Origin of the sequence: Sinomonas atrocyanea (assembly GCF_001577305.1) — a bacterium.
In the GTDB taxonomy this organism is placed as follows: domain Bacteria; phylum Actinomycetota; class Actinomycetes; order Actinomycetales; family Micrococcaceae; genus Sinomonas; species Sinomonas atrocyanea.
Window position 1 is genome coordinate 1,862,152 of sequence record NZ_CP014518.1, and the last position, 18,549, is coordinate 1,880,700.

An 18,549-nucleotide genomic window follows, 5' to 3' on the forward strand; every position below is an offset into this window, starting at 1 on the left:
ACCGGAATCGCAGTAGAATGGACGGTCAAACTTTTCTTGTTAGGGGAAGGCAAGGATGCTCGACGCCGATCTCGCCCATGAACGGGACTACGTCAGGGGTCTCTACACGCGTCTCGATGAGCTGCGCGAGGAAAAGCGCAGCCAGCTGGCGGCGGTCCGCAAGGCCGGTGCCATCGGCTCGAGCCAGAATGTGTCCGAACGCGACGCGTTCGCGGCGATGTACGAGGACCGTCTCGCCCAGCTCGACGCCGTGGAGAACCGCCTGGTCTTCGGCCGGCTCGACCTCGACGGCGGGGAGTCGCAGTACATCGGCCGCATCGGCCTGAGCACCGAGGACCTGCGCCGCCTGATGGTGGACTGGCGGGCCCCCGAGGCGAGCCACTTCTACCAGGCCACGGCGTTCGACCGGCAGGGAGTGCGCCGGCGCCGGCACCTCATCCTGCAGGGCCGGGAGGTCGTGGCCATCGAGGACGACGTCCTCGACTCGGACATGCTCACCGAGGGGACCGCCCAGCACCAGGGCGAGGGTGCACTGCTCGCAGCGCTGAACTCGAAGCGCACGGGCCGCATGGCGGACATCGTCAGCACCATCCAGGCCGAGCAGGACCGGATCATCCGCGCTCCCATGGCCGGCGCCCTCGTCGTCCAGGGCGGACCGGGCACGGGCAAGACCGCGGTCGCCCTGCACCGCGCGGCGTACCTGCTGTACTCGCACCGCGACCGCCTCAAGAGCGCCGGGGTCCTGCTCGTGGGCCCGTCGTCGTCCTTCATGAAGTACATCGAACGGGTCCTGCCTTCGCTCGGCGAGACCGGTGTTGTGATGTCCAGCGTGGGCCGGCTCATGCCCGGCATCGCGGCCGTGCCCGAGAAGGATCCCCGCATCGCGGCCCTCAAGGGGAGCCAGCGCATGGTCCCCCTCATCGCGGCGGCCGTGGCCAACCGGCAGCGGATCCCCTCGGCGGACCGGGTGCTCGAGGTCGAGGGCTACCGGCTCCTGCTGACCCCGCGCCAGGTGCGCCGGGCGCGGGACAAGGCCCGGGCTACCGGCAAGCCGTACAACGAGGCCCGGAACACGTTCGTGAAGATCCTCCTGCGCGAGCTCACCGAGCAGCTGCAGTCCAAGGTCGAGGCGAGCGGCTCCGGCAACACCACGGACCGCTCCTACCTCGCCGAGGACGTGCGGCAGTCGCGGGACGTGCGGGTGGCCGTGAACCTGTGCTGGATGCCGATGACCGCCGAGAAGCTCGTCGCCGAGCTCCTGGGCCGGCGGAGCATCCTCGACGCAGTCGCGCACGAGTTCACCGAGGAGGAACGCGACCTCCTGCACCGCCCCGAGGACGCCCCCTGGACGGAGGCGGACGTGCCCCTGCTGGACGAGGCCGCCGAGCTGCTCGGCGAGCTCGACGCGGCCACGGGACACGAGGCGGCGCGCCGCGAGGCCGAGCGCCGCCGCGACCTCGAGAACGCCCAGCAGACCCTCAGGAACATCGACGCCGCCCTGCGCGAGCAGGGGATCGACGGCGTCGTCGAGGCCGAGGACCTCGTCGCGTTCCAGCAGGAGCCCGAGGTGCGCCTCACCGCCGCGGAGCGCGCGGTGGGGGACAGGACCTGGGCCTACGGGCACATCATCGTCGACGAGGCGCAGGAGCTCTCCTACATGCAGTGGCGCCTGCTGGTGCGCCGCTGCCCGCTCAAGTCGTTCACGATCGTCGGGGACATCGCCCAGACCTCCTCCGCAGCCGGGGCGTCCTCGTGGGGCCGCGCGCTCCGCCCGTTCTTCGGCGACCGGTGGACGCTCGAGGAGCTCACGGTCAACTACCGCACCCCGGCGCAGATCGCCGAGGCGGCCGCGCGCATGGCGGCGGCCGCGGGACTCGTGGTCTCGGCCCCCAAGGCCGTCCGGGAGGGACGCTGGGACCCGATCGTCGAGCGTGTGGACGCCGGCGCCGTCGTGCCGCGCCTTCTCGAGGTGCTCCCGGAGGAGCTCGAGGCGGCCGACGGCGGTCTGGTCGCCGTCATCGCCGAGGCACCGCTGCTCGGGGCGGCGCGCGAGGCCCTGCGGGAGGTGTACGGACCGCGGGTCGGCGGGGGAGCGGGCAGCTTCGAGCAGGACATCGTGGTGCTCGATCCGCGCGAGGCCAAGGGCCTCGAGTTCGACGCCGTCGTGGTCCTCGAGCCCTCGGCCCTGCTCGACCACGAGTACGGCAAAGTGGGCGACCTCTACGTGGCCATGACCCGCCCGACACAGCGGCTCCGGCTCATCTCGGAGGGGCCCCTCCCGGCCGGCATCGAGCAGGGGAAGCGCGGGCGTGGCTGATACCGTAGAGGCCGTGCCGCAGACAGCAATCCTCGACTCCCAGAAGAACGATCCGAGCTTCCCGAACATCTGGCAGGAGCTCGTGTGGCGTGGCCTCATCCACGTCTCGACCGACGAGGGCGAGCTCGAAGAGCTCCTCGCCGGGGAGCCGATCACCTACTACTGCGGCTTCGACCCCACGGCGCCGAGCCTCCACCTGGGCAATCTGGTCCAGCTGCTCGTCCTGCGCCGGCTGCAGCTGGCCGGGCACAAGCCGCTCGGCCTCGTCGGCGGGTCCACGGGTCTCATCGGAGATCCCCGGCCCACCGCGGAGCGGACGCTCAACACCAAGGACACCGTCGCGGAATGGGTCGGCTACCTCAAGGCGCAGGTGAGCCGCTTCCTCTCCTTCGAGGGGGAGAACGCTGCCCGGATCGTGAACAACCTCGACTGGACGGCGCCGCTCTCGGCCATCGACTTCCTGCGCGAGATCGGCAAGCACTTCCGCGTCGGCACGATGCTGCGCAAGGACGCGGTCGCCTCGCGGCTCAGCTCGGACGAGGGCATCTCCTACACGGAGTTCAGCTACCAGATCCTGCAGGGCATGGACTACCTGGAGCTCTACCGGCAGTACGGCTGCGTCCTCGAGACGGGCGGGTCCGACCAGTGGGGCAACCTCACGAGCGGCACCGAGCTGATCCGCAAGGTCGAGGGCAAGACGGTCCACGCCCTTGGCACCCCGCTGATCACGAACGCCGATGGCACCAAGTTCGGCAAGAGCGAGGGCAACGCCATCTGGCTCGATCCGGTCATGTGCTCGCCGTACACGTTCTACCAGTTCTGGCTCAACACCTCGGATGCGGACGTGGTCGACCGCCTCAAGGTCTTCACGTTCCTCACCCGCGTCGAGATCGAGCAGTTCGAGGCGTCGGTCGCCGAGCGGCCGTTCGCCCGCGAGGCCCAGCGGCGCCTCGCCTTCGAGGTCACCTCCCTCGTGCACGGAGTCGACGCGGCGGAGAAGGTCATCGCCGCCTCCGCGGCGCTCTTCGGCAACGGCGACCTCGGGGTCCTCGACGAGGGCACCCTCTCCGCGGCCACCGCTGAGCTGACGACGGCGGCGGTGACGGCCGAGCAGCTCGGGATCGTCGAGCTGCTGGTCGCCACCGGGCTTGCCGAGAGCAAGTCGGCAGCCCGGCGGACGGTCGGAGAGGGCGGCGCCTACGTGAACAACACCAAGATCACCGACCCCGACGCGACGGTCACTGTGGAGGATGCCCTGCACGGGCGCTACTTCCTCGTGCGGCGGGGCAAGAAGAACCTGGCCACCGCGGTCCTCGAGGGCTGAATCGCTCCTCGGCCGGCCTTGCCGTGTGGTCAAGGCGACACGCCCGGGCGGCACCCACGAGTTGCACCCGGACCGGGCGGCGGGTAATGTATTCCGAGTCGCCAACGCAGAGCGGAGGCGGAAAACCTCGATCTTCCCTTCGGGAAATGCTCGGAGTCCTGGCCCTTTCGGGGCCAGAACAGCCTGCAGCGCCTCGAAAAGGAAAACGGAAAGCCGATTTGAAAACGGCGGTCCGGATCGGGTAGGATTGAATCTTGTTGCCGCGGGGATGTGGCCGGTCCGGTTGGGCTGGTCGGAGTACCTGCGGGGGCGTGTTGTTTGAGAACTCAATAGTGTGCCAAGTTTGTTGATGCCATTTTTTATGGTTGTCAAATGTGCCTGTTGCTGTGCACCCCCGTGCATGGCAGTGGGTGTTTGATGCCGGATCATTTTCTGCTGGCCGGGTGTGCCTCATTTTCCTGGGGTTCCTGGTTGGCGTGTTCTTTGACGGAGAGTTTGATCCTGGCTCAGGATGAACGCTGGCGGCGTGCTTAACACATGCAAGTCGGACGATGAAGCCCTTCGGGGTGGATTAGTGGCGAACGGGTGAGTAACACGTGAGCAACCTGCCCTTGACTCTGGGATAAGCCTGGGAAACTGGGTCTAATACCGGATACAACCTCCTGCCGCATGGTGGGGGGTGGAAAGCCTTGTGCGGTCTTGGATGGGCTCGCGGCCTATCAGCTTGTTGGTGGGGTGATGGCCTACCAAGGCGACGACGGGTAGCCGGCCTGAGAGGGTGACCGGCCACACTGGGACTGAGACACGGCCCAGACTCCTACGGGAGGCAGCAGTGGGGAATATTGCACAATGGGCGGAAGCCTGATGCAGCGACGCCGCGTGGGGGATGACGGCCTTCGGGTTGTAAACCCCTTTCGGCAGGGAACAAGCCCCTTGGGGTGAGGGTACCTGCGGAAGAAGCGCCGGCTAACTACGTGCCAGCAGCCGCGGTAATACGTAGGGCGCGAGCGTTATCCGGAATTATTGGGCGTAAAGAGCTCGTAGGCGGTTTGTCGCGTCTGCTGTGAAAGCCCGGGGCTCAACCCCGGGTCTGCAGTGGGTACGGGCAGGCTGGAGTGCAGTAGGGGAGACTGGAATTCCTGGTGTAGCGGTGAAATGCGCAGATATCAGGAGGAACACCGATGGCGAAGGCAGGTCTCTGGGCTGTAACTGACGCTGAGGAGCGAAAGCATGGGGAGCGAACAGGATTAGATACCCTGGTAGTCCATGCCGTAAACGTTGGGCACTAGGTGTGGGGGCCATTCCACGGTTTCCGCGCCGCAGCTAACGCATTAAGTGCCCCGCCTGGGGAGTACGGCCGCAAGGCTAAAACTCAAAGGAATTGACGGGGGCCCGCACAAGCGGCGGAGCATGCGGATTAATTCGATGCAACGCGAAGAACCTTACCAAGGCTTGACATGTGCCGGACCGTCCCAGAGATGGGGCTTCCCTTCGGGGCCGGTTCACAGGTGGTGCATGGTTGTCGTCAGCTCGTGTCGTGAGATGTTGGGTTAAGTCCCGCAACGAGCGCAACCCTCGTTCCATGTTGCCAGCACTTCGGGTGGGGACTCATGGGAGACTGCCGGGGTCAACTCGGAGGAAGGTGGGGACGACGTCAAATCATCATGCCCCTTATGTCTTGGGCTTCACGCATGCTACAATGGCCGGTACAAAGGGTTGCGATACTGTGAGGTGGAGCCAATCCCAGAAAGCCGGTCTCAGTTCGGATTGGGGTCTGCAACTCGACCCCATGAAGTCGGAGTCGCTAGTAATCGCAGATCAGCAACGCTGCGGTGAATACGTTCCCGGGCCTTGTACACACCGCCCGTCAAGTCACGAAAGTCGGTAACACCCGAAGCCGGTGGCCCAACCCCTTGTGGGAGGGAGCCGTCGAAGGTGGGACTGGCGATTGGGACTAAGTCGTAACAAGGTAGCCGTACCGGAAGGTGCGGCTGGATCACCTCCTTTCTAAGGAGCAGCGCCCCTGCCGGGGGCGGCCCGCATGGGCCGTGCCGGTGCGGGGGGAGCAGCGGCCCGCTGCGGGAGCGTTCGTCTCCCGGCGGGTGCTCATGGGTGGAACATCGACGGATTCGTGGCCCGTGCCCCTGGTACGGCCTGTGGCCCCAGTACGCCCCCGCACTCCGGTGCGGGCGGTTGGAAAGGGTTCCGGGCCGGATTGTCCGGGGGGTGGGGTCCTTGGCACACTGTTGGGTCCTGGGGCAACACGCCCTGCGCCCCCGTTTTGCTCCTGTGCCCCCTGTGTGGGGGTGCGGGGTGTGTGGGGGTGCTGGTTCCCGCCTTCCCGTGCCGTGCGGCCCTGCCGCATGGGTGCAGGTTGTGGGGGTTGTTGTTTGAGAACTGTATAGTGGACGCGAGCATCTAGCAATTTCTTCCTGCCGCGCTGTGCCCTGCCCTGTGGGGTGGTGGTGTGGTCGTGGCGGGTCGAGTTTTCTTGTAGGTGTGTGCACGCACGTTGCGTGTGTGTGCGCCCTTTGTGGTTTCTTCTGTGTTGAAGTTTCCAAGGGCGCACGGTGGATGCCTTGGCATCGGGAGCCGATGAAGGACGTGGGAATCTGCGATAAGCCTGGGGGAGTCGATAACCGGACTGTGAGCCCAGGGTCTCCGAATGGGGGAACCCCGCCGCACTTGATGCGGTGACCCGCCGTTGAACGCATAGACGGTGTGGAGGGAACGCGGGGAAGTGAAACATCTCAGTACCCGCAGGAAGAGAAAACAACAGTGATTCCGTCAGTAGTGGCGAGCGAACGCGGATGTGGCCAAACCGTGCGCGTGTGATACCCGGCAGGGGTTGCGCGCAGGGGGTTGTGGGGCCTGGCTTCGATCATCTGCCGGTGGTCGGGGGCGAGTGCAGCAGTGTAGGCGAACGGTCTTGAAGGGCCGGCCGTAGAGGGTGTGAGTCCCGTAGCCGTAACGCTGGTCTGCCGTCCTTGCCGGTGTCCCCAAGTAGCACGGGGCCCGAGAAATCCCGTGCGAATCTGTCAGGACCACCTGATAAGCCTGAATACTACCCGATGACCGATAGCGGACAAGTACCGTGAGGGAAAGGTGAAAAGTACCCCGGGAGGGGAGTGAAACAGTACCTGAAATCGTGCGCCTACAAACCGTCAGAGCCGGCCCCGTTGGGGGTGCGGTGATGGCGTGCCTTTTGAAGAATGAGCCTGCGAGTCAGTGCCACGTCGCGAGGTTAACCCGTGTGGGGGAGCCGTAGCGAAAGCGAGTCTGAACAGGGCGTTCAGTGGCGTGGTCTGGACCCGAAGCGGAGTGATCTACCCATGGCCAGGTTGAAGCGACGGTAAGACGTCGTGGAGGACCGAACCCACTTCAGTTGAAAATGGAGGGGATGAGCTGTGGGTAGGGGTGAAAGGCCAATCAAACTCCGTGATAGCTGGTTCTCCCCGAAATGCATTTAGGTGCAGCGTTGCGTGTTTCTTGCCGGAGGTAGAGCTACTGGATGGCCGATGGGCCCCACAAGGTTACTGACGTCAGCCAAACTCCGAATGCCGGCAAGTGAGAGCGCAGCAGTGAGACTGCGGGGGATAAGCTTCGTAGTCGAGAGGGAAACAGCCCGGACCACCGGCTAAGGCCCCCAAGCGTGTGCTAAGTGGGAAAGGATGTGGAGTTGCCCAGACAACCAGGAGGTTGGCTTAGAAGCAGCCACCCTTGAAAGAGTGCGTAATAGCTCACTGGTCAAGTGATTCCGCGCCGACAATGTAGCGGGGCTCAAGCACACCGCCGAAGCCGTGGCAGTCCCACGTGCACCCTAGCCTTCGTGGTTCAGGGGTGGGGCTGGGTAGGGGAGCGTCGTGCGGGCAGTGAAGCCCCCGGGTGACCGAGGGGTGGAGGCCGCACGAGTGAGAATGCAGGCATGAGTAGCGAAAGACGGGTGGGAAACCCGTCCGCCGGATGATCAAGGGTTCCAGGGTCAAGCTCATCTGCCCTGGGTAAGTCGGGACCTAAGGCGAGGCCGACAGGCGTAGTCGATGGACAACGGGTCGATATTCCCGTACCGGCGAAGGACCGCCCATGCCGGACAGCCGATGCTGACCGCCCGGACCCCACACCCCATGCCTTCGGGCATGGACCGTGGGGCGAGCGCGGGGACCAGAGCTGCGAGGCAAGCGTATTAACAGGTGTGACGCAGGAAGGCAGCCCGGCCAGGCGATGGTTGACCTGGTCCAAGGATGTAGGGCGCGCGGTCGGCAAATCCGCCGCGCACAGGGCCTGAGATCCGACGGGACCCCCTCACGGGGGGATCGGGTGATCCTATGCTGCCGAGAAAAGCATCGACGCGAGGTCCCAGCCGCCCGTACCCCAAACCGACACAGGTGATCAGGTAGAGAATACCAAGGCGATCGAGAGAATCACGGTCAAGGAACTCGGCAAAATGCCCCCGTAACTTCGGGAGAAGGGGGACCCTGACCTTGAACAGGCCGCGCGCCTGGGAGGGGATATGGGTCGCAGAGACCAGGGGGAAGCGACTGTTTACTAAAAACACAGGTCCGTGCGAAGTCGCAAGACGATGTATACGGACTGACTCCTGCCCGGTGCTGGAAGGTTAAGAGGACCCGTCAGCCAGCAATGGCGAAGCGGAGAATTCAAGCCCCAGTAAACGGCGGTGGTAACTATAACCATCCTAAGGTAGCGAAATTCCTTGTCGGGTAAGTTCCGACCTGCACGAATGGAGTAACGACTTCCCCGCTGTCTCGACCGTGAACTCGGCGAAATTGCACTACGAGTAAAGATGCTCGTTACGCGCAGCAGGACGGAAAGACCCCGAGACCTTCACTACAGTTTGGTATTGGTGTTCGGAGCGGCTTGTGTAGGATAGGTGGGAGACTGTGAAGCGGGCACGCCAGTGCCGGTGGAGTCATCGTTGAAATACCACTCTGGTCGCTTTGGACACCTGAACCTCGGCCCGTGATCCGGGTCAGGGACAGTGCCTGACGGGTAGTTTAACTGGGGCGGTTGCCTCCCAAAGAGTAACGGAGGCGCCCAAAGGTCCCCTCAGCCTGGTCGGCAACCAGGTGGCGAGTGCAAGTGCACAAGGGGGCTTGACTGTGAGAGAGACATCTCGAGCAGGGACGAAAGTCGGGACTAGTGATCCGGCGGCACCTCGTGGAAGGGCCGTCGCTCAACGGATAAAAGGTACCTCGGGGATAACAGGCTGATCTTGCCCAAGAGTCCATATCGACGGCATGGTTTGGCACCTCGATGTCGGCTCGTCGCATCCTGGGGCTGGAGTAGGTCCCAAGGGTTGGGCTGTTCGCCCATTAAAGCGGTACGCGAGCTGGGTTTAGAACGTCGTGAGACAGTTCGGTCCCTATCCGCTGCGCGCGCAGGAGATCTGAGAAGGGCTGTCCTCAGTACGAGAGGACCGGGACGGACGAACCTCTGGTGTGCCAGTTGTACCGCCAGGTGCACGGCTGGTTGGCTACGTTCGGATGGGATAACCGCTGAAAGCATCTAAGCGGGAAGCCCGCTTCAAGATGAGATCTCCACGCCCGTCAAGGGCGAGAGGCCCCCAGCAGACCACTGGGTTGATAGGCCGGACGTGGAAACGAGGACTGAAGACTCGTGAAGCCGACCGGTACTAATAGGCCGACAACCTCAACACACCACACCCCCCACCACCGCAAGGAAAAAAAGGGGTGCGGTGGAACCACACAATGCTCCGCGTCCACCATACGGTCCCCAGACAACAAACCCCGCCCCCCACCAGGGGACAGGGCAGACACGGGACCGCCACAACCGAATACACATCACGGAAACCCGTGACCACAGACCACCCACCCACCCCACACAGGGGCCGGGAAGGGTAGAAGGGTTACGGCGGCCATAGCGTGGGGGAAACGCCCGGACCCATCCCGAACCCGGAAGCTAAGACCCACAGCGCCGATGGTACTGCACCCGCGAGGGTGTGGGAGAGTAGGACACCGCCGGACAACACCACACGGTCGAGCCCCCCAACCACCCGGTTGGGGGGCTCCCGCACTTAAACACACAAAAGAAGCCCCGGGACCGCGTCCCGGCTGGCAGCACCGTAGACTTGTTGATGGTTGCCAGACGTCATCGCACAGGTGAGCACTGGGCCGTCAAACCAATAGTGACGAGACGCGGCCTACAGGCCGTCGATCCAAGGAATACACGGAAAGAGGAGCCATCATGGCAGAGCAGAACGGGCGCGGCCCGGGCAGGGGGACTACAACGGTCCTCGCAGGGGCCAAGGCGACGGCGGAAGCTCTGACAGGCGGGGTGGCCCCTTCCGTGGTACGAGCAACTCGGGCGGACGCCCGCGCGGCTTCCGGGACCGGAACCGCGACAATCAGTTCGGTGAGCGCCGCTCGTACGGCGACCGCGACGAGCGGCAGTTCGGCCAGCGGGACGCGGGTGACCACCCGCAGCGCGACGACCGTGAGCGTCGTCCGTTCCAGAGTGATGACCGTGGTGAGCGTCGTCCGTTCGGTGATCGCCCGCAGCGTGATGACCGTGGTCCGCGTCAGTTCAACCGTGATGACCGTGGTGAGCGTCGTCCGTTCGGTGATCGCCCGCAGCGTGATGACCGTGGTCCGCGTCAGTTCAACCGCGATGACCGTGGTGAGCGTCGTCCTTTCCAGCGTGACGATCGTGGTGAGCGTCGTCCGTTCGGTGATCGCCCGCAGCGTGATGACCGTGGTCCGCGTCAGTTCAACCGTGACGACCGTGGTGAGCGTCGTCCTTTCCAGCGTGACGATCGTGGTGAGCGTCGTCCGTTCGGTGATCGCCCGCAGCGTGATGACCGTGGTCCGCGTCAGTTCAACCGTGACGATCGTGGTGAGCGTCGTCCTTTCCAGCGTGACGATCGTGGTGAGCGTCGTCCGTTCGGTGATCGCCCGCAGCGTGATGACCGTGGTCCGCGTCAGTTCAACCGCGATGACCGTGGTGAGCGTCGTCCGTTCGGTGATCGCCCGCAGCGTGATGACCGTGGTCCGCGTCAGTTCAACCGTGACGACCGTGGTGAGCGTCGTCCTTTCCAGCGTGACGATCGTGGTGAGCGTCGTCCGTTCGGTGATCGCCCGCAGCGTGATGACCGTGGTCCGCGTCCTTTCCAGCGTGACGATCGTGGTGAGCGTCGTCCTTTCCAGCGTGACGATCGTGGTGAGCGTCGTCCGTTCGGTGATCGCCCGCAGCGTGATGACCGTGGTCCGCGTCAGTTCAACCGTGACGACCGCGGCGAGCGCCGAGAAGAGCGTCCCCGCCCGCACAATGCCGGGGACCTGCGCGTCTCGAACCGGGCGGACCGCGAGCGGTCCCCGGAGATCGATCCGGACGTCACCGGGCGCGAGCTGGATCGGGGAACGCTCGGGCAGCTCCGTACCCTCGAGGGCAACAACAGCGATTGGGTCGCGAAGCACCTGGTGATGGCGGGCCGCCTGATCGAGGATGACCCCGAGGCCGCCTTCCAGCATGCCCTCGCCGCGAGCCGGCGCGGGGGCCGCATCGGCGCCGTGCGGGAGGCCGTCGGCATGACTGCCTACGCCGCGGGCCGCTACGACGACGCACTCCGCGAATTCCGCACGTTCCGCCGGATCACCGGCTCGAGCATCCACCTGGCCCACATGGCGGACTGCGAGCGTGGCCTCGGCCGTCCCGAGAAGGCGCTCGAGCTCGCCCACTCGGACGAGCGGAACATGCTCGACAACGCCAACAAGGCCGAGCTGGCGATCGTGGCCTCCGGGGCGCGGTCGGACATGGGCGACCACGAGGGCGCCGTCGCGGAGCTCGAGATCCCCCAGCTGGACATCAACCGGGCGTTCTCCTTCAGCCCGCGCCTCTTCGAGGCCTATGCCGACGCGCTCTCCGCCGCCGGACGCTCGTCGGAGGCCTCCAAGTGGTACCGCCAGATCGGTGTCGCGGAGAAGGCGCTCGGCGTGGGCGAGTTCGAGGAGCCCGAGATCGTCGATCTCGGCTGGGACGAGGCCGAGGAGCGCCGCGAGGCCGAGGAGCGCCGCGCCAAGGCGGCTGCCGCGTCTCCGCGCGACGACGCCGGCGAGGAGCGCGACGGCGGGACGGCGGAGGACGCCGGCCACGCGCCGTCGGACGAGGACGACGACGAGGAGACGGGTCTGGCGGAGGACGAGATCGGCATCCACGAGACCGACGACGCAGTCGAGCCCACCGAGGGCGCCCCCCTCGAGGCCGACGCCGCGGACGAGCAGGCGCCGGGCGGCGAGGAGCACCAGGCGTAGCATGGCCGAGCTCATCGAGGCGTTCGACGCCGTCCTGTCCGACCTCGACGGCGTCGTCTACGCCGGCCCGCACGCCATCCCGGGCGCCGTCGAGGCACTGCAGTCGCTCGCCCCGCGCGGGGTCCGCCTGGGCTACGTGACGAACAACGCTTCCCGCTCCCCGGCCGAGGTCGCCGCCCATCTCCGGGAGCTCGGCGCCCCAGCCGGGGACGACGACGTGGTGAGCTCGGCCCAGGCGGGTGCATCGCTGCTGGCGCAGCAGGTGCCCGCCGGGGCCCGGGTCCTGGTGACGGGGAGCGCCGCCCTGGCCCACGAGGTCGAGCTGCGCGGGCTGACGCCGGTGTGGTCGGCCGAGGAGGACCCTGCCGCCGTGATCCAGGGCTTCAGCCCGGACCTCGGCTGGCGGGACCTCGCCGAGGCCGCCTACGCCGTGGCAGCGGGTGCGGTGTGGATCGCGACCAACACGGACATGTCCATCCCGCAGGCACGCGGCATCGCGCCCGGCAACGGGACACTCGTCGCCGCGGTGCGCGCAGCTACCGGCCGTGAGCCGCTCGTCGCGGGCAAGCCGGAGGCGCCCCTGTTCCTCGCGGCGGCGGAGCGGCTCGGCTCGCGGCGTCCCGTCGTGGTGGGTGACCGGCTCGACACCGACATCCTGGGAGGGAACCGCGCGGGCTTCGCGACCGCGGTGGTGCTCACCGGCGTCGACACCGAGCAGTCCATCCTCGGGGCGCGCCACGCCGAGCGGCCCACCTACATCCTGCGGACGCTGGACGACCTGTTCCGCCCATACCCCGAGACCGTTGCCTCCGGGGGCGCCTGGCACGTCGGCACCTCGTCGGCGCGCACCAACGGCGAGGTGGTCGAGGTCTCCGGGTCCCGCGAGGACCTGGACGCCTGGCGCGCGGCCTGCGCCGCGTGGTGGGCTGCCCTGCCCGAGGCAGAGGAGCGGACGGCCCCGGAGCTGCGCTGGGCACACTGACGGCGCGGGGCCTGAGCCGAGCGGCCTCCGAGTCTCGCTAAGCTGGGACGCATGAGCGAGGATCCGCACACGGCCGCGGCGGCGGCGCTGCCAGAGGCCCATGCCGCCCTCGCGGCGCTGGATGCCGCAGCGGGCCGCCCGCTCGCCGACCAGGCCGACGCGTTCGACGCGTTCCACGCGGCCCTGTCGGAGATCCTCGACACGGAGCCGGCGGAGTAGCGGTGGCCCGACTCGACCTCGAACTCGTGCACCGCGGCCTGGCCCGCTCGCGCACCCACGCCGCGAAGCTGATCGCCAGCGGTGCGGTGCGCGTCGCGGGCGCCGCGGCCGGTCGGGCCTCCCAGCCCGTCGACGAGCAGGCGGACATCAGTGTCGACGAGACCGAGCACGACCGCTACGTGAGCCGGGCGGGGCACAAGCTCGCCGGCGCCCTGGCCGCGTTCGGCGGCATCGACCCGCGGGGCAAGCGGTGCCTCGACGCGGGCGCCTCGACGGGCGGCTTCACGGACGTGCTCCTGCAGTCCGGCGCGGCCGAGGTCGTGGCGGTCGACGTCGGCCACGGCCAGCTCGTCGACGCGCTCCGCCACGACGCGCGCGTCCGCGTCCACGAGGGCCTCAATGTCCGCGACCTGGGCCCGGAGCAGATCGGCGGGGCCGCCGCGCTCACCGTGGCGGACCTCTCCTTCATCTCCCTCACCCTCGTCGTCGGCGCCCTCGCCGCGTGCACCGAGGCGGGCGGCGACCTCCTGCTCATGGTCAAGCCCCAGTTCGAGGTGGGCCGCGAGCGGCTGGCGCGGACCGGCGTCGTCAGCTCCGACGGCGAACGACGCCGCGCGGTCACCGCCGTCGCGGAGGCCGCAGCCCGCGAGGGGCTGGCCCTGTGCGGCCTCGCCCGCAGCCCGCTGCCGGGCCAGGACGGCAACGTCGAGTACTTCCTCTGGCTCGCGCACGACGGCGACGCGCCGGCTGCCGGCCACCCAGCACCGCCCGGGCAGGAGCCTGCAGAGTGGGTCGCCGCCCACTGGCCTGCCACCGACCCCCAGGAGGCGCCCGCGTGACCCGCCGTATTCTGCTCCTTGCCCACCTGGGCCGCGAGGACTCGATGCTCGCCGCCCGCGAGGCCTCGGCCCAGCTGTACGGCTCGGGCCTGTCCCCGGTCATGCCCGCCGGGCAGCAGGCGCACCTCGAGGCCCGCTTCGACGGCCTCGACCACCCCACCGAGGTCCTCGGCGAGGAGGTCCGGCTCGAGGACGTCGAACTCGTCATGGTGCTCGGCGGGGACGGGACCATCCTGCGGGCGGCCGAGCTCGTCCGCCACGTCGACGTCCCGCTGCTCGGGGTCAACCTCGGCCACGTCGGGTTCCTGGCGGAGAGCGAGCGGGCCGACCTGGCCCAGACCGTCCAGTGGATCGCGTCCAAGAGCTACTCCGTCGAGGAGCGCATGACCATCGACGTGACCGTCTGGCACCACGGCACGAAGGTCGCGCACACGTGGGCCCTCAACGAGGCCGCCATCGAGAAGGCCAACCGGGAGCGCATGATCGAGGTCGTCACGGAGGTCGACGGCAAGCCGCTCACCTCGTACGGCTGCGACGGGATCGTCCTCGCGACACCGACGGGCAGCACGGCCTACGCGTTCTCCGCCGGCGGCCCCGTGGTCTGGCCCGAGGTCGAGGCCCTGCTCATCGCCCCGATCAGCGCCCACGCACTGTTCGCCAAGCCGCTCGTCGTCTCCCCGCGCTCGACCCTCGCGGTCGAGATCCTGGGCCGCACCGACGCGGCCGCGGTGCTGTGGTGCGACGGGCGCCGCTCGGTCGACCTGCCGCCGGGTTCCCGCGTCGAGGTGACGAAGTCGCCGCTGCCGGTCCGGCTCGCGAGGATCAGCACGACGCCGTTCTCGGCGCGCCTCGTGCGCAAGTTCGAACTGCCCATCCACGGCTGGCGGGGGCCGGCCCCCGGCGCCCCGCTCGCCGAGCCCGGGCCCATGGTCCCGGAGGTTCCGCCCGTGGCCTGGGCCCAGCGCGCCGCCGGGGACGTCGGCGCCATCGATCCAGCCAATGAGGAGCACGCATGATCGAGGAACTGAGAATCCGCGACCTGGGTGTCATCACGGACGCCGCCCTGCCGCTCGGACCCGGCCTGAGCGTCGTGACGGGCGAGACCGGCGCGGGCAAGACGATGGTGGTCACCGCCCTCGGGCTGCTGCTCGGCGGCCGCTCGGACGCCGGCGCCGTGCGCACGGGGGCGAAGTCCGCACTCGCGGAGGCGACCGTGAAGCTCGAGCCGGGCCACGCCGCCGTCGTCCGCGCCGAAGAGGCGGGAGCGGACGTCGAGGAGCACGACGGCGCCGCCGAGCTCCTGCTGGCACGCACCGTCGGCTCGGACGGCCGCAGCAGGGCCCACCTCGGCGGGCGTTCGGCGCCCGTGGGGGCCCTCGCCGAGGTCGGCTCCCAGCTCGTGGTCATCCACGGCCAGTCCGAGCAGCTGCGCCTGAAGGGGCCCGCCGCGCAGCGGCACGCGCTGGACACCTTCGCCGGCGCTCCGCTGGCCGAGGAGCGGGCCGCCTACGGTGCGCTCTACGCCTCGTGGACCGCTGCGCGGCGGGAGCTCGAGGAGCTGACCTCCTCCTCGCGCGAGCGGATCCGCGAGGCCGAGTCGCTGGGCGCGGCCCTCGCCGAGATCAGCGAGGTGGATCCCCAGCCGGGGGAGGACGCCGCGCTCAAGGCCGAGTCCGAGCGCCTCTCCAACGCCGAAGCCCTGCGCCTGGCCGCGCAGGAGGCCCACGAGGCCATCGTCGCCGAGGACTTCAGCGAGGTGCCCGACGCGACGACCCTCGTCGACGGCGCCCGCCGCGCGCTCGAGCACGTCGCGGAGCACGACGCCGCCCTCGGGGCCTCCGCGCAGAGGCTCGCCGATGTGGGGTACGCCCTGGCGGACATCGCCCAGGAGCTCGCCAGCTACGCCGCGTCCCTCGACACCGAGGGGCCCGGTCGCCTCGCCGAGGTCGAGGAGCGCAGGGCCGCCCTCGGCGGGCTGACCCGCAAGTACGCCCCCACGCTCGAGGAGGTCATCGCCTGGGCCGAGACGGGCCAGGCCCGCCTGTTCGAGCTCCAGGACGACGACGGGCGGATCGAGACGCTCACGGCGCAGATCGCCGACGACGAGGCCCGTCTGGTGGAGCTCGCCGGCCAGATGACGGCCCTCCGCCGGGCCGCGGCGGTGGAGCTCGCCGAGCGGGTCAGCGAGGAGCTGACGGCCCTCGCGATGCCGGACGCGTCCCTGCGGGTCGAGGTCGAGGAGACCGGGGAGCTCGGGCCGGACGGCGCGGACACGGTGGCGATCCTCCTGCAGCCGCACGCGGGCGCCCCTGCGCGCCCGCTGGGCAAGGGCGCCTCGGGCGGCGAGCTCTCGCGCGTCATGCTCGCGATCGAGGTGGTCCTGGCGGCAGTGGACCCGGTGCCCACCTTCGTCTTCGACGAGGTCGATTCCGGGGTGGGCGGCCGCGCCGCGGTCGAGATCGGGCGCAGGCTCGCCATGCTCGCCCGCCACGTCCAGGTGCTCGTCGTGACCCACCTGCCCCAGGTCGCCGCCTTCGCCGACCGGCACATCACGGTGATCAAGACCTCGCTCGCCTCGGGCCGCTCGGCGGACGGCGTCGCGGGGGTCACCTCGAGCGACGTCCGGGTCCTCGACGAGTCCGAGCGCGTCGTCGAGCTCGCGCGCATGCTGGCGGGCCAGGAGGACTCCGCCAGCGCCCGAGCGCACGCCCTCGAGCTCCTCGAGGACGCCCAGTCCTCGCGGGCGGCCGCCGCCGGCTGAGCCGCCGGCCCCGGGGACACGCGGGAGACACGCCCGCGGGCGGGAGGCTGGCCGCGGAATCGGTGATAAGCTCGAACTCCGTGGTGCAGCGAACTCATTCCCGTTTCTCAGACTCCGCCAAGACGACCAAGCAGATCTTCGTCACCGGTGGCGTGGCCTCCTCGCTCGGGAAAGGCCTGACGGCATCCAGCCTCGGCCACCTGCTGCGCGGCCGCGGCCTCTCGGTCACGATGCAGAAGCTCGATCCCTATCTCAATGTGGACCCGGGCACGATGAACCCCTTCCAGCACGGAGAGGTCTTCGTCACCGAGGACGGCGCGGAGACCGACCTCGACATCGGCCACTACGAGCGCTTCCTCGACGAGTCCCTCGACGGCTCGGCCAACGTGACCACCGGCCAGGTGTACTCGACCGTGATCGCCAAGGAGCGCCGCGGCGAGTACCTCGGCGACACCGTCCAGGTCATCCCGCACATCACCGATGAGATCAAGCGGCGCATGCGGCTGCCCTCCGAGGGCGAGAACGCCCCGGACGTGATCATCACCGAGATCGGCGGCACGGTGGGCGATATCGAGTCCCAGCCGTTCCTCGAGGCGGCCCGCCAGGTCCGCCAGGACGTGGGCCGGACGAACGTCTTCTTCGTGCACGTGTCCCTCGTGCCATACATCGGCCCGTCGCAGGAGCTCAAGACCAAGCCGACCCAGCACTCGGTCGCGGCGCTCCGCTCGATCGGCATCCAGCCGGAGGCCATTGTCATCCGCTCGGACCGCGCGATCCCGGACGCGATGCGGGACAAGATCGGCCGGATGTGCGACGTCGACACCGACGCCGTGATCAGCTGCCCCGATGCCCCGAGCATCTACGACATCCCGAAGGTGCTGCACGCCCAGGGCCTCGACTCGTACATCGTGCGGGCCCTCGACCTGCCGTTCAAGGACGTCGACTGGGCCAAGTGGGACCGGCTGCTCGAGGTGGTCCACCACCCCGCGCACCAGGTCGAGATCGCGCTCGTCGGCAAGTACATCGACCTCCCGGACGCCTACCTGTCCGTCACCGAGGCCCTGCGCGCCGGCGGCTTCGCCAACGATGCCAAGGTCAACATCCGCTGGGTCGCCTCGGACGAGTGCCAGACCCCGGCCGGGGCCAAGAAGGCCCTCGCCGGAGTGGACGCGATCCTCGTGCCCGGCGGCTTCGGCATCCGCGGCCTCGAGGGCAAGCTCGGCGCCCTGACCCTCGCCCGCCAGACCGGCCTGCCCACCCTGGGCCTGTGCCTGGGGCTGCAGTGCATGGTCATCGAGTACGCGCGCAACGTCGTGGGCCTCGAGGGCGCCTCGTCGAGCGAGTTCGAGCCCGATTCGAAGTACCCCGTGATCGCCACCATGGCCGAGCAGCTCGACATCGTCGAGGGCAAGGGCGACCTGGGCGGCACCATGCGCCTCGGCCTCTACGACGCGGTCCTCGACGAGGGCTCGGTCGTCGCGGAGACCTACGGGACCACGAAGGTCGCCGAGCGCCACCGCCACCGCTACGAGGTGAACAACGCCTACCGGGAGCAGATCGCTGCCAAGGGCCTCGTCTTCTCCGGGACCTCCCCGGACGGGAAGCTCGTCGAGTTCGTCGAGCTGCCCAAGGACGTGCACCCGTACTACGTGGCCACCCAGGCCCACCCCGAGCTCGGCTCGCGCCCCACGCGCCCGCACCCGCTGTTCGTGGGCCTCGTCAAGGCCGCCCTCGAGCGCCAGGCCGGCACCGCGGCCCCAAAGGGCCGCACCCAGGCCACCGCCGAGGCCCCCGCGGCCGCTGCGGGCAAGGGCAAGTAACG

Annotated in this window: 10 protein-coding genes and 3 rRNA genes; 12 read left to right on the plus strand and 1 reads right to left on the minus strand. The window is 68.4% G+C overall.

Going from position 1 to position 18,549, the window contains the following annotated elements; genetic code table 11:
- Nucleotides 1-55: 55 nt before the first annotated feature.
- From SA2016_RS08595 to rrf, 5 genes are all read left to right on the plus strand, one after another.
- Nucleotides 56-2,317, plus strand: a complete 2,262-nt coding sequence (locus SA2016_RS08595; RefSeq protein WP_066497331.1) for a HelD family protein — start codon at nt 56-58, stop codon at nt 2,315-2,317.
- A 13-nt stretch (nt 2,318-2,330) separates the two neighbouring features.
- Nucleotides 2,331-3,641, plus strand: a complete 1,311-nt coding sequence (gene tyrS, locus SA2016_RS08600) for a tyrosine--tRNA ligase (RefSeq protein ID WP_066497333.1) — start codon at nt 2,331-2,333, stop codon at nt 3,639-3,641.
- Between the two features lie 483 nt (nt 3,642-4,124).
- Nucleotides 4,125-5,648 (plus strand): 16S ribosomal RNA (locus SA2016_RS08605).
- 540 nt (nt 5,649-6,188) lie between these two features.
- Nucleotides 6,189-9,315, plus strand: a 23S ribosomal RNA gene (locus SA2016_RS08610).
- A gap of 211 nt (nt 9,316-9,526) precedes the next feature.
- Nucleotides 9,527-9,643: ribosomal RNA gene (rrf, locus tag SA2016_RS08615) — 5S ribosomal RNA — on the plus strand.
- The 16S, 23S and 5S rRNA genes sit together here, the layout of an rRNA operon.
- A 150-nt stretch (nt 9,644-9,793) precedes the next feature.
- Here rrf and SA2016_RS22200 read toward each other — a convergent pair.
- Nucleotides 9,794-11,146, minus strand: coding sequence for a hypothetical protein (locus tag SA2016_RS22200; protein ID WP_257125858.1), 1,353 nt, complete (start codon nt 11,144-11,146; stop codon nt 9,794-9,796).
- On the opposite strand from SA2016_RS22200, the gene SA2016_RS22205 reads away from it, so the two are divergent.
- The 7 genes from SA2016_RS22205 to pyrG all read left to right on the plus strand — a co-directional run bounded on the left by SA2016_RS22205 (nt 11,099) and on the right by pyrG (nt 18,547).
- Entirely contained in the window at nt 11,099-11,926 is an 828-nt protein-coding gene (locus SA2016_RS22205) for a hypothetical protein (RefSeq protein ID WP_229710763.1), read from the plus strand. The two genes, SA2016_RS22200 and SA2016_RS22205, sit on opposite strands and share 48 nt — an antisense overlap.
- Nucleotide 11,927: 1 nt before the next feature.
- Entirely contained in the window at nt 11,928-12,908 is a 981-nt protein-coding gene (locus SA2016_RS08625) for an HAD-IIA family hydrolase (protein ID WP_066497335.1), read from the plus strand.
- Between the two features lie 51 nt (nt 12,909-12,959).
- Nucleotides 12,960-13,127 (plus strand): hypothetical protein, encoded by a 168-nt coding sequence (locus SA2016_RS21415; protein ID WP_157089122.1) that lies wholly within the window; start codon nt 12,960-12,962, stop codon nt 13,125-13,127.
- A 2-nt stretch (nt 13,128-13,129) separates the two neighbouring features.
- Nucleotides 13,130-13,966: a TlyA family RNA methyltransferase gene (locus SA2016_RS08630; protein WP_084249420.1), complete on the plus strand. Its 837-nt coding sequence runs from the start codon at nt 13,130-13,132 to the stop codon at nt 13,964-13,966.
- Complete coding sequence (locus SA2016_RS08635; protein ID WP_066497336.1) at nt 13,963-14,982, plus strand: NAD kinase; 1,020 nt, start codon at nt 13,963-13,965, stop codon at nt 14,980-14,982. The genes SA2016_RS08630 and SA2016_RS08635 overlap by 4 nt, the downstream gene beginning before the upstream one ends.
- A complete protein-coding gene (gene recN / locus SA2016_RS08640; protein ID WP_066497337.1) occupies nt 14,979-16,727 on the plus strand; it encodes a DNA repair protein RecN in 1,749 nt (582 codons plus the stop codon). Before SA2016_RS08635 ends, recN begins: the two co-directional genes overlap by 4 nt.
- A 62-nt stretch (nt 16,728-16,789) precedes the next feature.
- Nucleotides 16,790-18,547, plus strand: a complete 1,758-nt coding sequence (gene pyrG, locus SA2016_RS08645; protein WP_066497342.1) for a CTP synthase — start codon at nt 16,790-16,792, stop codon at nt 18,545-18,547.
- The last annotated feature ends 2 nt before the right edge of the window (nt 18,548-18,549 follow it).

Bases quoted from the DNA above. Each gene is read 5' to 3' on its own strand.
- SA2016_RS08595 (WP_066497331.1), top strand. From the start codon at position 56: ATGCTCGACGCCGATCTCGCCCATGAACGGGACTACGTCAGGGGTCTC.
- recN (WP_066497337.1), top strand. From the start codon at position 14,979: ATGATCGAGGAACTGAGAATCCGCGACCTGGGTGTCATCACGGACGCC.
- SA2016_RS22205 (WP_229710763.1), top strand. From the start codon at position 11,099: ATGGCGGGCCGCCTGATCGAGGATGACCCCGAGGCCGCCTTCCAGCAT.
- SA2016_RS21415 (WP_157089122.1), top strand. From the start codon at position 12,960: ATGAGCGAGGATCCGCACACGGCCGCGGCGGCGGCGCTGCCAGAGGCC.
- SA2016_RS08625 (WP_066497335.1), top strand. From the start codon at position 11,928: ATGGCCGAGCTCATCGAGGCGTTCGACGCCGTCCTGTCCGACCTCGAC.
- SA2016_RS22200 (WP_257125858.1), bottom strand. From the start codon at position 11,146: ATGCTGGAAGGCGGCCTCGGGGTCATCCTCGATCAGGCGGCCCGCCAT.